This is a genomic window from Phenylobacterium sp. (genome assembly GCF_016793225.1).
Taxonomy (GTDB): domain Bacteria; phylum Pseudomonadota; class Alphaproteobacteria; order Caulobacterales; family Caulobacteraceae; genus Phenylobacterium.
Map to the genome: position 1 here is coordinate 30,713 of NZ_JAEUMN010000143.1, position 15,500 is coordinate 46,212.

13 protein-coding genes are annotated in these 15,500 nt (G+C 70.7%); 5 read left to right on the top strand and 8 right to left on the bottom strand.

Going from position 1 to position 15,500, the window contains the following annotated elements:
* Window positions 1-132: 132 nt before the first annotated feature.
* Window positions 133-1,938, top strand: coding sequence for a translation elongation factor 4 (gene lepA, locus JNK30_RS16445; protein ID WP_293483789.1), 1,806 nt, complete (start codon window positions 133-135; stop codon window positions 1,936-1,938).
* Between the two features lie 62 nt (window positions 1,939-2,000).
* Complete coding sequence (locus JNK30_RS16450; RefSeq protein WP_293483791.1) at window positions 2,001-2,453, top strand: hypothetical protein; 453 nt, start codon at window positions 2,001-2,003, stop codon at window positions 2,451-2,453.
* A 315-nt stretch (window positions 2,454-2,768) separates the two neighbouring features.
* Here JNK30_RS16450 and JNK30_RS16455 read toward each other — a convergent pair whose 3' ends face one another.
* From JNK30_RS16455 to JNK30_RS16470, 4 genes are read right to left on the bottom strand one after another with little or no spacing between them, the layout of a single operon-like run.
* Complete coding sequence (locus tag JNK30_RS16455) at window positions 2,769-3,659, bottom strand: alpha/beta hydrolase (RefSeq protein WP_293483792.1); 891 nt, start codon at window positions 3,657-3,659, stop codon at window positions 2,769-2,771.
* Entirely contained in the window at window positions 3,647-4,693 is a 1,047-nt protein-coding gene (locus tag JNK30_RS16460) for a zinc-binding dehydrogenase (protein ID WP_293483793.1), read from the bottom strand. The genes JNK30_RS16455 and JNK30_RS16460 overlap by 13 nt, the downstream gene beginning before the upstream one ends.
* Window positions 4,690-5,232, bottom strand: coding sequence for a 2,4'-dihydroxyacetophenone dioxygenase family protein (locus JNK30_RS16465; RefSeq protein ID WP_293483795.1), 543 nt, complete (start codon window positions 5,230-5,232; stop codon window positions 4,690-4,692). The genes JNK30_RS16460 and JNK30_RS16465 overlap by 4 nt, the downstream gene beginning before the upstream one ends.
* Window positions 5,233-5,246: 14 nt before the next feature.
* Window positions 5,247-6,080, bottom strand: coding sequence for a metal-dependent hydrolase (locus JNK30_RS16470; protein ID WP_293483796.1), 834 nt, complete (start codon window positions 6,078-6,080; stop codon window positions 5,247-5,249).
* A 115-nt stretch (window positions 6,081-6,195) separates the two neighbouring features.
* Here JNK30_RS16470 and JNK30_RS16475 point away from each other — a divergent pair, with 115 nt between their 5' ends.
* The gene (locus JNK30_RS16475; RefSeq protein WP_293483798.1) at window positions 6,196-7,491 is read left to right on the top strand and encodes an MFS transporter; all 1,296 of its coding nucleotides are present in this window, start codon (window positions 6,196-6,198) and stop codon (window positions 7,489-7,491) included.
* A gap of 43 nt (window positions 7,492-7,534) precedes the next feature.
* Window positions 7,535-8,281: a class II aldolase/adducin family protein gene (locus JNK30_RS16480; RefSeq protein WP_293483800.1), complete on the top strand. Its 747-nt coding sequence runs from the start codon at window positions 7,535-7,537 to the stop codon at window positions 8,279-8,281.
* A gap of 93 nt (window positions 8,282-8,374) precedes the next feature.
* On the opposite strand, the gene JNK30_RS16485 is transcribed toward JNK30_RS16480, so the two are convergent.
* Entirely contained in the window at window positions 8,375-9,235 is an 861-nt protein-coding gene (locus tag JNK30_RS16485) for a phytanoyl-CoA dioxygenase family protein (protein ID WP_293483802.1), read from the bottom strand.
* Window positions 9,236-9,323: 88 nt separating this feature from the next.
* On the opposite strand from JNK30_RS16485, the gene JNK30_RS16490 reads away from it, so the two are divergent.
* Entirely contained in the window at window positions 9,324-10,109 is a 786-nt protein-coding gene (locus JNK30_RS16490) for an enoyl-CoA hydratase/isomerase family protein (protein WP_293483804.1), read from the top strand.
* Here JNK30_RS16490 and JNK30_RS16495 read toward each other — a convergent pair.
* The 3 genes from JNK30_RS16495 to JNK30_RS16505 form a co-directional block, all read right to left on the bottom strand.
* On the bottom strand, window positions 10,106-12,172 hold the full coding sequence (locus JNK30_RS16495; RefSeq protein WP_293483806.1) for a CoA transferase: 2,067 nt from the start codon (window positions 12,170-12,172) through the stop codon (window positions 10,106-10,108). The genes JNK30_RS16490 and JNK30_RS16495 overlap by 4 nt on opposite strands.
* 3 nt (window positions 12,173-12,175) lie before the next feature.
* Window positions 12,176-13,150 carry a TauD/TfdA family dioxygenase gene (locus JNK30_RS16500; protein ID WP_293483808.1) on the bottom strand — a complete coding sequence of 325 codons (975 nt, stop codon included), beginning with the start codon at window positions 13,148-13,150 and terminating at the stop codon, window positions 12,176-12,178.
* Between the two features lie 92 nt (window positions 13,151-13,242).
* Window positions 13,243-15,378, bottom strand: coding sequence for a TonB-dependent receptor (locus tag JNK30_RS16505; protein ID WP_293483810.1), 2,136 nt, complete (start codon window positions 15,376-15,378; stop codon window positions 13,243-13,245).
* Window positions 15,379-15,500: the final 122 nt, after the last annotated feature.

Here is a 15,500-nt window from a genome sequence, read left to right on the forward strand (position 1 = left end):
AATGCACAAGAATCAGTCCGCCCAGCGTCCCTGCATGACCGGGCCCGCCTTAACGGCCGATTAACCACGTTGATGAGGCGCGAAAGGGGCGCGGCTATGTTGCGCCGCGAGATGTGGTAGAGGGGCGCCGCCATGACCACGCCTCTCGACAAGATCCGCAACTTCTCGATCGTCGCGCACATCGACCACGGCAAGTCGACCCTGTCCGACCGCCTGATCCAGGAGACGGGCGGCCTGACCCAGCGCGAGATGACCGAGCAGGTGCTCGACAACATGGAGATCGAGCGCGAGCGCGGGATCACCATCAAGGCCCAGACCGTGCGTCTCGACTACAAGGCCGACGACGGCGAGACCTATGTCCTCAACCTGATGGACACGCCCGGCCACGTGGACTTCGCCTACGAGGTCAGCCGCAGCCTGGCCGCCTGCGAGGGATCGATCCTGGTGGTCGACGCGAGCCAGGGCGTGGAGGCCCAGACGCTGGCCAACGTCTACCAGGCCATCGACAACAACCACGAGATCGTGCCGGTCCTGAACAAGATCGACCTGCCGGCGGCCGAGCCCGAGCGGGTGCGCCAGCAGATCGAGGACGTGATCGGCCTGGACGCCTCCGACGCCGTGGAATGCTCGGCGAAGTCGGGCGTGGGCATCCACGACGTGCTGGAAGCCATCGTCACCCGCCTGCCGCCGCCGAAGGGCGACCCCGACGCCCCCCTGAAGGCCCTGCTGGTCGACGCCTGGTACGACCAGTACCTGGGCGTGGTCGTGCTGGTGCGGGTCTTCGACGGCACGCTCAAGGTCGGCCAGAAGGTCAAGATGATGCAGACCGGGGCGACCTATCAGATCGACCGGCTGGGGGTGTTCAAGCCCAAGCAGACCGAGATGAGCGAGCTCGGCCCCGGCGAGGTCGGCTTCATCACCGCCTCGATCAAGGAGGTGGCGCACGCCGCCGTCGGCGACACCATCACCGACGAGCGCAAGCCTACCGACAAGCCCCTGGCCGGCTTCCGCGAGGTCCAGCCCGTGGTGTTCTGCGGCCTCTTCCCCGTGGACGCGGCCGAGTTCGAGGACCTGCGCGCCGCCATCGGCCGCCTGCGCCTGAACGACGCCAGCTTCACCTACGAGATGGAGACCAGCGCCGCGCTGGGCTTCGGCTTCCGCTGCGGGTTCCTGGGGCTGCTGCACCTGGAGATCATCCAGGAGCGCCTGAGCCGCGAATTCGACCTCGACCTGATCGCGACGGCCCCCTCGGTCGTCTATCGCGTGAAGATGACCAACGGCGACGAGATCGAGCTGCACAATCCGGCCGACCTGCCCGACCCGGTCAAGATCGACTCGATCAGCGAGCCCTGGATCAAGGCCACCATCTTCACGCCCGACGACTACCTCGGCTCGATCATCAAGCTGTGCCAGGACCGCCGGGGCCAGCAGCGCGAGCTCAGCTACGTCGGCACGCGCGCCATGGTGGTCTACGACCTGCCCCTGAACGAGGTGGTGTTCGACTTCTACGACCGGCTGAAGTCCATCTCGAAGGGCTACGCCAGCTTCGACTACCAGATCGAGGGCTACCGCGAGGGCGACCTCGTGAAGATGTCGATCCTCGTCAACGCCGAGCCGGTGGACGCGCTCTCCATGCTGGTCCACCGCGACCGCGCCGAGGCCCGCGGCCGCGGCATGGTCGAGAAGATGAAGGACCTGATCCCGCCGCACATGTTCCAGATTCCGATCCAGGCGGCGATCGGCGGCCGGATCATCGCCCGCGAGACCGTGCGCGCGCTGCGCAAGGACGTGACGGCCAAGTGCTACGGCGGCGACGCCACCCGCAAGCGCAAGCTCCTCGACAAGCAGAAGGAGGGGAAGAAGCGCATGCGCCAGTTCGGCAAGGTGGAGATCCCGCAGGAGGCCTTCATCGCCGCCCTGAAGATGGACGCCGACTGACCTGCGGCATCCGGGCTTGACAGTCAGGGAATGTTCCCTTTCTGTTCCGCAAGACCGGAGGGATGGCGTTGTCCGATAACTTTCTGCAGTTCGTGCCCGCGGATGCCAACTGGCAGCCTTCCGCCGAGGCCGCCGACCGCGCCTGCAGGGTCGCCCGGGAGCTGTACCCCGACGCCGACGAGATCAATGCCGAGTTCTTCGACTGCCCGCAGGTGTTCGTACCCCTGGGGTTCTGGGACGGCCCACGCTGCCCGGCGTGCGGAGCGGACATCGAGGCCTGGTGGTACGACGTGGCAGGCGCCGCTTCGGAGCACGACTTCACGGACCTTTCCGTCGTGACGCCATGCTGCGGGACGACGACGACGCTCGACGCGTGCAGCGACGACCACAAGCCGCGTTTCGGACGGTTCGTGCTCAGCCTCATGAACCCCGGCTTCGACGACCCGCCGGACGTCGAGGCTGCGATCGCGGAAGCGCTCGGGGCGCCGGTGAACCACGTCTGGTTCCATCTCTAGAGCGCGTTCCGAAAAGGGGGAACCGGTTTTCGGATCGAAACGCGCTCAAGCTTTTGATTTAGAGCCTCATTCTCCCGTTCAGACGGTTCCGTCTGAACGGGTGAGGCTCTAGGGTTCAGGCTCGACAGCGGTTTCAACGGCTTCCGACCGTCCCGGCGAATGCCGGGACCCAGATCCACGTGCGGGATCGTGACGGGAAGGGCTCCGAACCCACGGAACCCGCATCTGAGCTATTCCATCTGGATCCCGGCCTTCGCCGGGAGGATCGGGTGTTGCGTCCCGACCCTGGAGCCGCCTCCGTCAGCGGACGCGGCTTCAGCGCCGGCCGGCCAGCCAGGCGGTGACGGCGTCCGCGACGCGGGTCGGCTGTTCCAGGTGCAGGAAGTGCCCGGCGTCCGGGACGACCTGGACGGTGCGGCCGGCGGTGAAGATCTCGGGCGGCAGGGCGCGCTCGAAGGCGGTCGGGAGCACGCAGGTGTCCAGGGCTCCCGCGAGGCCCAGGGCCGGACAGGGGATCGCCCGGCCGAGCAGCGCCAGCGCCTCGGCGAAGCGCGGATGGTCGTCCGCGAAGGCGCGCCGGTAGTACGCCAGGGCGCTGTCGAGGACCCCCGGCTCCGCGAAGGCCGCCCGCATGGCCGCGAGGGGCCCGGGGTCGGGCTCCCAGCCCGGCGACCACCGCCGCCACAGCCACTCCAGGAACCGCCCGTCGGCGGCCACGGCCTCGGCCGCCCCCGGCGCCTGCAGGAACTGGATGTACCAGGTGCGCTCGAGCTGCGCGAAGTCGGCGGGCAGCAGGGCCGCGAAGGCCGCGGGGTGGGCGACCGCCAGCAGGGTCAACGAGACGACGCGCTGCGGGGCCTTGGCGGCGGCGAGCTGCACCAGGCTGGAGCCCCAGTCGTGGCCGATGAGGTGCGCCGACGGGGCGTCGAGGGCGTCGAGCCAGCCGAGCACGTCGTCCACCAGCTCCATGAGGCCGAAGTCTGCGTCGGCAGGCCGGGAGGAGGGTTCGTACCCGCGACAGGTGACGGCGACCGCCCGGAAGCCGCGCGCCGCGACCCGCGGCAGCAGCGGCCGCCAGGTGGCCGGCGTGTCGGGAAAGCCGTGCACGAAGAGGACGAGCGGCCCCTGGCCCATCTCCCAGGCCGTGAACGCCAGGTCCCCGCGACGCAGGATGCGCCGCGCGGCGCCGGGGATCAGTCCGTCCACGGGCGGACCAGGATCTTGGCGTGCTGCTCGGGATCGCTGAGGTCGGCGAACGCCTGGGTGACCCCGTCGAGGCCCACCTCGCCCGTCAGCATGGCGCGCCAGGCGACGCGCCCCCCGGCGATCAGCTGCAGGGCTTCGGCGAACTCCTCGGCCGTGTAGTAGATGACGAACTGGAGCTGCAGCTCCTTGGTGATCGCAACCATCGGCAGCAGGCTCTCGTCGCCGGCGGCGATGCCCGTGACCACGATCCGGCTGTCCTTGGGCGCTTCCAGCACGAGGCGGTGCAGCATCCCGGCCGCGCCGGTGTTCTCGAACACCACCACGGGCCGGCCGGCCGCCTGGTCGGCGGCCAGCGCCAGCACGCTGTCGCGCCGCGGATCGACGGCCACGGTCGCGCCCAGGGCCAGGGCCAGCTCGCGGCGCCGGGGCGACAGGTCGGCGGCCAGGATCGCCTCGAACCCCCGCGCCCGCAGCACGCCCGCCACCGCCAGGCCGATGGGGCCGCAGCCCACGACGACGCAGGTCTCGTCGCCCCGCAGAGCCGCCTTGTTGACCGCGTGGACGGCGATGCCGAAGGGCTCGACCAGGGCCGCGGCCTCGTCCGGGACGCTGTCCGGCGCCGGCAGCAGCAGCGCCTCGGTGAGCTCCATGTACTCCGCGTAGGCGCCCGGCGTCTCGGGACTGGAGCCCACCAGCACGGGCGCGCCGTCGCGCAGCACGAACGGCATGGAAACGACGCGCGTCCCGGCCGGGAGGGCGCGGGTGGCGCCGGGGCCGAAGTCGACGATCTCGCAGACGAACTCGTGCCCCAGGACCGGCCCCTCGCGCAGCGTCCGCTCCATGGCCGAGGTGTCGGCGCCGAGTCCCTTCGCCCGGGCGATGATCTCGGGCGCATGGTGGAAGTAGTGCAGGTCCGACCCGCAGATGCCGCAGGCCCGCACGCGCGCCAGCACATTGCCCGGGCCGGGCTTCGGGATCGGACGGGGCTCCACCTCGAAGCGGCCTTCCCGCATCACGGCCGCCCGCATGCTCATTCGCCGACCACGATCAGCTTCGAGCGGTCCAGCCCCATGGCGTCGCAGTATCCGCGATAGAGGTCGAGCGCGGCGCGGGCGTCGATCACCGAGGTGATCTGGCCCTGCTCGTCGAGATTGAGATTGGCGCCGTAGATGGCGAACCACGTCACCATCCGGCCCGGCATGTCGGCAGGGGTGCAAAGGGTGTGGCGCGAGCCCGCGGGCTCGAAGAGGTAGGAGCCGGGCCGGTTCACCGCCTCGGGCGTCTCGCGGTAGTACCAGGCGCCCTCCAGGGTCACCGCGAACACCAGGCCGGTGTGGTAGTGCGTCGGAACCTGATAGCCGGGCGGCAGCCGCGTCTTGGAGATCCAGAGGCCCTGGTTGAGATCGACGTGCAGCAGCTGCAGCGCCGATCCGTCGCCCGCCTCCATCCAGGGCATGTCGTCGTCGCCCAGGTGCAGGGTGGGCAGAAGGCCGTCGGCCGGCACCATGGGCCGGGCGGCCAGGGCTTGCGCGAATTCGGCGAGGCGCGCGTCGCGGGCGGCGGCGTCATCCATCGGGCGGCTCCGGTCTATTGAACGCTGACGGCGCGCGCCGAGAACTCGGCGCGGGCGGCGGAGAACCCGTCGGGCAGACGCACCCGGCCGGGATCGTACCAGGGCATGAAGGTGCCCAGCAGGCGTGGCAGGTAGTCGCGCTGGTAGGCGGCGGCGCGCCGCTTGCGGACCCTCGCCCATTCCGGCGTGTCGTACCGCGCCATCGTCTCGGGGTCGGCGGCGATCATCTCGCGGGCGAAGCGGCCGCACCAGGCGAAGTAGTGGCGCTGGAACCAGAGGCTCATGCGCGAGCGATAGAGATAGTCGCCCACCACCGCCTCGTAGACCTCGAAGCAGACGGACCTGTGCTCGATCTCCTCGAGGATGTGCCAGTACATCAGGCTGCGGATCGGCTCCTTCATCCAGCCGAACATGCCCAGCTGGATCTGCGTCCGCGCGCCGGCGCAGGTCATGGACTCGAAGCCCTCGCCGTAGGCCAGGTTGAACTTCAGCGGCTTCTCGGCGCTCCAGGCGGCGAACTCGGCCTCGACCGCCTTCTCGAGCTCGGCGAGCTTCGGCCCGGACGGGTGCACGCGGCGGACCACCTCGTTCAGGCGCGCGTGCTGGCGGAAGTGCTGGCCCTCCTGGGCGCAGAAGCGGGTCATGCGGGCGCGGAGGTCCGCATCCTCGATCAGCGGCGTGGCGGCCTGGATCGTGCGGATGAGGAAGGGCTCCAGGTAGGGCAGCATCATCCATGCCCCCACGAAGAAGTAGGACAGCCCCGGGTCGCCCTCGATGAACACGAGATCGACGTCGTCGGAGAACTCGAAGTCCATCCGGCGGATGGGAATCGCTTCGGCGGCGTCCAAGGCGCGCTCCTCCTGCCTAGGACCGAAAGAGAACCACTGAACATTTGATTAGTCTACCCTCTTTGCGTACGGTATCCGCCTGTTCAGCGACGCAAGATCGCGGGGAGACGCAGGGATGGCGACGGGCGAGCCGGCGATGGTTCAGGGCGCGGCGACCGCGCCGACCGGCCCGGCCGTCAGTTCCGGCGCCTGGTGGGCCCTCGCGGTCCTGACCGCCGTCTCGTTCTTCAACTACATGGACCGCATGGTCCTGGCGGTGCTGCTGGAGCCGATCAAGGCCGAGCTCGGCCTGTCGGACAGCCAGCTCGGCCTGCTCTCGGGCCTCGCCTTCGCCGCCTTCTACGCCACGCTCGGCATTCCGCTGGCCCGGCTGGCGGACCGCACCTCGCGGGTTCGGCTGCTGGCGGTCTGCGTCGCGACCTGGAGCCTGATGACCGCCGCCACCGGCCTCGCGCGCAGTTTCGGCGGCCTGTTCCTGGCCCGCGTGGGCGTCGGCGTCGGCGAGGCCGGCTGCGTGCCCGCCGCCCACTCCCTGATCGGCGACTACATGCCCGGGCCCCGGCGCGCGCTGGGCATCTCCGTCTTCCAGGCGGGGGGGCTTGCGGGGCTCAGCGGGGGCCTGATCCTGACCGGGCTCCTCGCGGACCAGCTGGGCTGGCGCGCCGCCCTGTTCGCCGTGGGGCTGGCCGGCGTCCCCCTCGCCCTCATCATCGCCTTGACCCTGCGCGAGCCGGCGCGTCAGGGCCACGACGCGCCCGCGTCCACCGAGCCCGCCGGCGCGGCCCTGCGGGCCCTCCTCGGCCGTCCGGCCCTGCGCCACCTGGTCCTCGCCCTCTCGGTCGGCGCGTTCGCCACCTACGGCCTGACGCAGTGGATCCCGGCCTTCTTCATCCGCGTCCATGGCCTCTCCCTGACGCAGATCGGCCTGTGGTCCGGCACGGCCAGCGGCGTGGGCGGGATCCTCGGGGTCATGCTCGGCGGATGGCTGGCCACGCGCCTGATCCCACGCGACCCGCGCTGGGAGCTCTGGCTGCCGGCCATCGCCTACGGCGGCTCCGCGCCGCTCTACGCCGCCGTGTTCCTGGCCCCGTCGCCGTTCCTGGCCATCGGCATCAAGCTGGCGGCGACCTTCCTGGCGGCCTCGGGCGGCGGCGTCGCCCTGTCGGCCATTCAGTCCTTCGCCGAACCGCACCGGCGCGCCACGGCCGTCTCGCTGACCCTCTTCCTGTCCTCCCTGCTGGGCCTGGGTCTCGGCCCCTGGCTGGTGGGCGTGGCCAGCGACGCCCTCGCGCCCGCCCTTGGCCGGGAGAGCCTGCGCTACGCCCTGCTGATCTCGACCGCCGCCCTGCTGTGGGCGGGACTGCACTTCCTCCTGTCGGCGCGAAGGGCCCTTCGCGACCGACTGCCCTGAAATCCTGCCCTGACCTCCTGCCCTGACATCGGAGCCGATCGCCATGGCCTACGACCTGCCTGTCCAGACCGAAGCCGAAGTCCGCCGGGACCTCGCGGCCGTCTACCGCCTCGTGGCGCTGGAAGGCTGGGACGACCTGATCTTCACCCACATCTCGGCGCGGGTCCCCGGCCCCGAGCACCACTTCCTGATCAACCCCTTCGGCCTGCGCTTCGATGAGGTGACGGCGTCGAACCTCGTGAAGGTGGACATCGAGGGCAATCCGGTGGGCCCGTCGGCGCACCTGGTGAACCCGGCCGGCTTCGTGATCCACTCGGCCCTGCACATGGCGCGCGAGGACGCCCAATGCGTGATCCACCTGCACACCGACGACGGGGTCGCCGTGGCGGCGCAGGAGGACGGGCTCCTGCCCCTGTCGCAGCACGCCATGATGGTGCGCGACGAAGTCGCCTATCATGACTACGAGGGCATCGCCTTCGACCTCGACGAGCGCGAGCGGCTGGCCGCCGACCTGGGCGACCGGCGCCTGATGCTCCTGCGCAACCACGGCACGCTGTCGGTGGGGCCGAGCTGCGCCTCGGCGTGGCTGGCGATCTACTTCCTGGAGCGGGCCTGCACCATGCAGGTGCGCGCCCAGTCCACCGGCGCCCGGCTGGTCCAGCCCCGCCAGGGCGTGCCCGAGAAGGTGACGGACCAGTCGCGCTCGCTGTTCGACGGCTCGGCCGGCGCCTTCACCTGGCCGGCCCTGCTGCGGAAGCTCGACGCGGAGTCGCCGGGCTACGCGGACTAGGTCCGAGGCCCGCCATTTCAGCTTCCGACCGTCCCGGCGAATGCCGGGACCCAGATCCACGTGCGGGATCCTGGTTGGAGGGGCTCCCGACCGCTAGCCCAGCTTCTCCTGCTGGACCGAGAAGATCGAGCTGTACTCGCCCGCGCCCCAGTCGGGCGGCATCGGACAGGGATCCGCGTCGAAGCGGGCGTAGGCCGGGGGGCCGCCCCGCACGATCACATTGGCGAACTTCACCGGGTCCATGATGCGCGTCAGGGGGATGGCGTCGCAGGGCGCGTAGGTGTGCAGCAGCAGCGGCCGCATCCGCGGCGACAGGTTGGCCCGCGACCCGTGGACGACGCGGCAGTTGTGGACGGTCACGGTCCCGCGGGGACCGGCCAGCCAGCGCAGCGCCGACGCATCCAGGCGCGCGGCCTCGGCGTCGGACAGCGCGCCCGTCCATGCGCCCTGGTCGTCCCGCAGCCGGCTGAGCGGGCCGCGGTGGCTGCCGGCGAAGACGCCCATGGGCGCCATGTCGTCGTCGACGTCGGTGAGATAGACGCCGATGGTCAGCGGCCCGTAGTTCGAATGCGGCCAGAACTGGATGTCCTGGTGCCAGCGGATCTCCTCGCCGCCGCCGGCCGACTTGAAGTTCAGCTTCGAGTGATGGAAGCGCACGTCGGGGCCCAGGAGGTCCTCGGCGAGGTCGACGATAGGTCCGGTCAGGCCGAACGCCTCGAACACCGGATGGAAGGCGACCGTCTGCGGGATCCGCCGCAGCATCGGATGCTCCGGGGTATGGCCGGGCCCGAGCAGGATATCCGCCGTGCTCTGCGACAGGGTCCGGCTGCGCTCGACGAAGGCGTCGGCCACCGCCGCGAGCCGGTCGACCCAGTCCGGATCCAGCCAGCCTTCCAGGCAAAGATAGCCCTCGCGGGCGTAGCGCGCCTTCTCGTCGGGCGTGAGACGTCGCATCCTGGGCCTCCGCTTATCGACTAAACATTTGCTCAGTCCGCGTCCGTCGTCTAGCCTCGCGGACCAGGAAATTGGGAGAGAGACGCGCGTGGCCCTCGTTGAACTGACCCGCGACGGACACGTCGCGACCGTGACCATCAACCGCGCCGAGCGCCGCAACGCCGTGACGCTGGAGATGATGCAGGATCTCGAGCGGATCAGCCGCGAGTTCCTCCACGACGAGGCGACCCGCGTCGTGATCGTGCGCGCCGAGGGCCGGGACTTCTCGGTCGGCGCGGACCTCTCCAACCCGCCCAGCCAGCGGGCCCAGGCCTCGATCCTGATGCGCCGCCGCGGGGCCGAGTTCGGCGCGCAGCTCATGCGCTCGATGCAGGAGATCCCGCAGCCGACGATCTGCGCGGTCCAGGGCATCGCCACGGGCGCGGGGGCCTGCATCACCTCGGCCTGCGACTTCCGCATCGGCGCCGACAACGCCCGGATCGGCTACGGCGAGGTCAAGCTCGGCATCAACCTGATGTGGAACGCCGTGCCGATCTGCCTGCACCTCATCGGGCCGGCGCGGGCCAAGCAGATGATCATGACGGGCAAGCTGTTCGAGGCCGCGACGCTCGAACGGTGGGGCTTCCTCGACGAGGTCGTGCCGCTCGCCGACCTCGACGCCGCCGCCCGCGAGATGGCCGAGACCTACGCGGCCCTGCCGCCGAACTCGGTGCAGATGATCAAGAAGAGCATCAACAGCCTCTCGGGCGCGCTGGACCGGGCGGTGATGCACATGGACGCGGACCAGTGGCTGCTGTCCAGCCTCACCGAGGACTACAAGGAGGCGGTCGGCGCCTTCTTCGAGAAGCGCAAGCCGAGCTTCACCGGCAACTAGCCGCCCAGGCGGCGCAGGACCTCGTCGGTGTGCTCCCCCAGGCGGGGCGGCGGGGTCGGCTCGGGCAGCCGGGACCGGTCGAACCGCCAGAACCGGCCGGGATGCTTCGCCCGTCCCTGGCCGTCGGTGTCCAGCGTGATGAACCACCCGCGCGCCTCGAGCTGCGGCTCCTCGAGGGCCTGAAGCGTGGACAGGACAGGCGTGCGGCGCTCGCCCACGGCCACCTGCCAGGCGTCGACGCCGGACGCCGCCTCCATGCGGGCGGCCGGCTCGGGCCACGCCACTGTTGCGCATCCCCGGGCCTCCAGGCTGCGGGCGAGCAGGGCGTCGCCGATGTAGCCGCAGGCGGCCTCCAGCATCGAGCCCTCGACGTGCCCGCCCTCGTCGGTCGCGAGGCTCCGGTAGAGCGCCACCAGCGTGCAGCCCGCCATCTGGAGCCCGCAGATGGGATCGGCCGGGTAGCCGCCCATCAGCGTCGGCCGGCCGCGGTGGTCCAGGTTGAGCGCGTCCCAGCCCGCGAGGCCCTCGATCGAGGAGCCGTTGGCCTTGAAATCGGCGTGGGGCCCCTCGGCGCCGAAGCCGCTGAACGACGTCACCACGAGCCGGGGATTCTCCGTGCGCAGCCGCGCGGGCTCCAGGCCCAGGCGCGCGAGGACCCGGGGCGTGAAGTTCTCGATGACGACATCCGAGCCGCGCGCGAGGCGGAGCAGATCGCGGGCGCCCTCGGGCGATCCCAGGTCGAGGGTCAGGCCGAGCTTGTTGCGGTTGGCGGCGTTGAAGTAGCAGCTGGTGTCCAGCGGACGCGGTCCGGCGGGTTCGGCCTGTCCCAGATGCCGCCAGATGTCCGGGCGCGCGGGCCCCTCCACCTTGATCACCTCGGCGCCCAGGTCGGCCAGCATGATCCCGCAGATCGGCCCGATCCAGGCCTGGGTCAGGTCCAGCACCCGCAGGCCTTCGAGCGGCGCCGGCCCGCCCGCATCGCCCGCCCGGTCGCTGCGCGGCGCCCACGCGGGCGGGGCCTCGCGGGCCGCCGGGGCCGGCGGCGCCGCGCCGTCGAGGCGCGCCGGCGACAGCGGGATCCGCCCCTCTCCCAGCGCCGTCGCCTGGGGCGAGAAGGCGCGCAGGTCCTCCAGCTGGCGGTCGGCGAGGACGTCGTCGAGGGACTGGACCTTGCCGCAGACCACGCCGCGAACCTGAAGCCCCAGGAACACCTCCTCCATGGAAAGCCGCGAGGCGTAGGGCGCCAGGGCCGCGGCCACCCGGTCGACCCCCGCACCGAGCACCCGCGCCTCCGGAATCTCGATCACAACGTCGTCGGGCACACACAGAACCTCGCGGTAGGCCTCGAGGTGGACGCCGATCGCCGGGGCGACGGCGACATGGCCGTCCCGGCACGGAAGCAGCCGCGCGCCCTCGGGCGTGCCGCCGTTGCGGACCGTGGCGTGGCCCTGCTGCTGCTCGCGCACGAAGGGGACGAGGCCGGCGATCGTCTCCAGTCCCGAGACCTCCACGAGCTCCCCGCACCCCCAACGCCTCTGGCGGATGAGGCCGCCCATCGCGCCCACGAAGGCGTTGGCGCCGATCGCGTAGTCGAGCAGCCGCGCCGGCGCGGGAAGCGGGGGTCCGTCCGCCGGACCGTTGAGGCTGAGGTAGCCGCTCAGCGCCTCCAGCTCGGCGATGCACGCGTCCTGCCCCGCTCGCGGCCCCGAGAGGCCGAAGGGCGAGATGGACACGAAGACCACGCCAGGCCGCCGCGCGGCGAGGTCGTCCCATCCGGCCGCGCCGGGCGGCTCGAAGCCGCCGATCACGACGTCGGCGGCGTCCAGGAGACCGCGCCCGCTGTCGGTGAGCCGGCGCTTGCCGGTCTGGAGGTAGGCTTCCGCGGCCGAGGCGGCGCGTCCGTCGCGCCGGATCGTCGGCCCCGCCGCCGCCACGACCGCGGCCTGCTCGGCCGATACGGCCACCTCGGCGCCCCAGAGCGCGAGCTGCCGGCCGCAGAAGGCTGCGGACAGGCCGCCGCCGAGCTCCAGGACCCGGACCCCCGCAAGTGGAAGCCGGTCCATCCGTCAGGCCCCGACCGAGACCAGGAAGCGCAGCAGCAGCCGTTCATGGCCCGGCGCATCCTCGAAGGCGGTGCGGGCGTGCAGCAGCGCGTGGTTGTTGAGGATCTGGATGTCCCCCGCCTCCAGCCTGAACTTCAGCCCGACACCGGGCTCCTCGGCGAGGGCATCGTACGTGTCCAGCAGGTCGCGATCCACGGCCACGCCGTGCCGCTCCACGCTGCGGAAGTAGTCCGAGATGTAGAACGTGTAGAGCCGGTCGCCGTCGAAGGTGCAGGGAGTCATCTCGGCGAAGGGCGCAGCGTCGGCGGCCTGTTCGTTGCGCAGGTCGAACGGCATCGGCCGGAACAGCTTCGCCGCCAGATCCGGGCGGCGACGGCGCAGCTCGTTGTAGACCGTGGACGAGCTTGCGATGCGGCTGTCGCCGCCGGTCATGGCCGGGCGCACGCACAACAGGCCTACGAGATCAGCGGCGTCGCAGTGGAACCTGAACTCGCCCGATGTGGCGTACAGGCGCGCGTGCGGATCGCGGCTGGCGGCGCCGGTGTCGCGCACCTCCCCGATCACGTCGCCCTGCGGATTGTTGAACCCCAGCCGCCCGAACTGCAGACCCAGGACGCGCATGAAGAGCTTCTGCTCGGCGAGGTCCCAGCGCTCCACAGGCGCGCCGCGCAGGACGAGGAAGCCGCGCCCGCTCGCAAGCGTCTCGCGCCAGCGCGCCACCGTCGCGGCCTGGCCTTCCAGCCCCACGTCGGCCGGTCCCAGGGCATCGAGGTCTCGCCCCCTCACCCGGGCCATCGCCGCATCCACGGCGGCGACAAGTTCGGGACTGAGCCGTTCGCTCCAGTCTTCGGCGCCGCCGAGGTCGGGCGCGCACCAGGCCGCGGCGCCTGTGACGGGACCCGGCGGCGGACCGCCCTGCGGCCGGTTCAGGAAGTGAGCCGACTGCTCGGCGATGGTCATCAGACGCGACTGGGACACGTTCGCTTCCGCCTTACGCACGGGAGGACTGGGACATGGGGCGGTCACGGCCCCCGCAGGACCGCAACCGCCAGTCAGGGCCGGAGGACGCCCTAGAAACTGATCCCGAGCTGCACGCCGTAACGCCGCGGATAGAGGATCTGCACGGCCGTCGAGCCGATCGCCACCGGGTCCTTGTCGTCGAGGCCGTTGAGCATGAAGCCCTCGAGCCGCCAGTTGTCCTTCTCGACGCCGAGCCGGACCGTGAGGTCGTTGAGCTCGCCGGCCCGGAGGTTCTTGGTGGTGGCGTCGATCACGTTGTCGCGGAAGGCGTAGCCCAGGTAGAACGTGCCCGTGACCCCGCCCAGGGCCGCCAGCTCGCGGCGATAGTCGGCCGACAGCGTCAGGCTCATGTCGGGCACGTTCGGCACCTTGCCGCCCTTCACGATCGCCGTGCCCACCGACAGCGCGCCCGTCACCCGCTTGAACCGGGCGTCCTGGATGTTGCCGGTGGCGGCCAGCGTCAGGCCCTGCGCCCAGTCGGGACGGTAGTTCAGACCGAAGTCGGCGCCCTCGATCTTTGCATCGCCGCCGTTGGCCAGCGAGATCACCGCGGCGGTCGCGAACTGGACGAGGACGTTGTCCCAGTCGGTGCGATAGACAGAGCCTTCGACCAGCAGTTGGCCGCTGGCCAGTTCCCAGCGCGTGCCGAGTTCGTAGGTCCAGAGCTTGTCGGGCTGAACGCTGGTCTGGATCGTCCCCGCCGGGAGCCCGAGCGTCACGTTGGCCGCGGCCGCCTGCGCCGGCGTCTGCAACGCGCCCGAACGGAAGCCCTTGGCCGCGTTGAAGTAGATCGTGCCGTTGTCCGCGGGCTTGTACTTGAGGTTGAAGCGCGGGTTCCAGCTGTCGAACTTGAGCTGCCCGACGCGCGGCGCGCCCGTGGCCCGATCGATGCCGTTCGTGCTGCGGTCGTCCTTGAAGTAGGACAGGCCGAAGAGGGGCGTGAGGCGACCGTCGAGCAGCGGGGCCGACACCTCGCCGAACACCGAGTAGCTGTCGGTGTCGATCGTGCCGAGGGTGTTGATGATCCCGGTCCGCGCGGCGGTGGGCGTGAGCTGCGAATAGTAGAAGATGTCGGAGCGGATCTTGGCGTTGCGGGTGTAGCCGCCGACGATCCAGGTGACGGGGCTGTCCGCCTTGGACGAGAGCCGCACTTCGTTGGTGTACGACTTGGTGTGGAACGTGGAGTCGTTGACGAGGATCGTCAGGAGCGGCGCCAGGAAGTCGAGTTCGTGGTCGACGTACGAGGTGTTGGCCACGAGGTCCGCGAACCCGACGTCCCAGTTCACCGTCGCCGAGTAGATGTCGGCGTCGACGTCGGTGTAGCCGCGCCGGCCGCCGGTCCCCACGATGCCCGGGAGGTTGAACGGCGTCGGCGCCAGGAGCCGCGTGGTCGCGTTGTTCGGCGTCAGGCTGTTCGAGAAGTCCTGCTTGTTGCGGATCGTCCAGACGAAGCCGGTGACCGTCACGTCGTCCGAGGGCGTCCAGCCCAGCGTCAGGCGCGCGTTCGTGCCCTTGAAGCCGTTCACGTTGCGCTCGCGCAGCTCGGGCGCCTCGGCGAAGCCGCTGAGCTTCTCGTAGCCGGCCGAAATGCGGGCCGCGAGCTTGCCGGCCACCAGCGGCAGGTTGACCACCGCGTCGACGTTGTAGTTGGTCCCGCCGCCCTCGGTCGTGGAGAGCTCGCTCTGGGCCTTGCCGGAGAAGGCGCTGGAGTCGGGCTTGGCGGTGATCAGCTTGATGGTGCCGCCCATCGAGCCCTGGCCGTAGAGCGTGCCCGAGGGGCCGCGGATGACCTCGACGCGCTCCAGATCCAGGAGCCGCGCCGGCGGCGTGAGCTGCAGGTTCGGAACGCCGAAGGGCGTGTCGTCGATGTAGTAGCCGACGAGCCCGTCGCCGGTCGTGCCGCTGGACACGCCGCGGATCTGCACCGTCTCGAAGCCGGGCGTCGTGCTGGAGACCACGCTGGCCCCGGGGATCAGCTTGGTGAGGTCCGACACCTTGACCGCGCCGCTGCGCGCGACGTCCTCGCCGCTCAGCGCCTGAACGGCGAGGGGGACGTCCACGAGGCGCTCCTCACGCTTCTGGGCGGTCACCACCAGTTCGGAGACCGTGGCGTCGTCGTCTGCGGCGAAGGCCGGAACGCCGATGGCGGCGCAGACGGTCGCGAGCAGAATTGTACGGGTGTTCATGTCGCGTGAATCTCCCCCTCGTGGCCCGACTGGACCGTTTTGCATTTCGTTACAGCGGCACGAGACTCACATCGTCCAGGCTCACTGGTGGAGAAGAGACTAAACACTTGTACAGCCGTTCC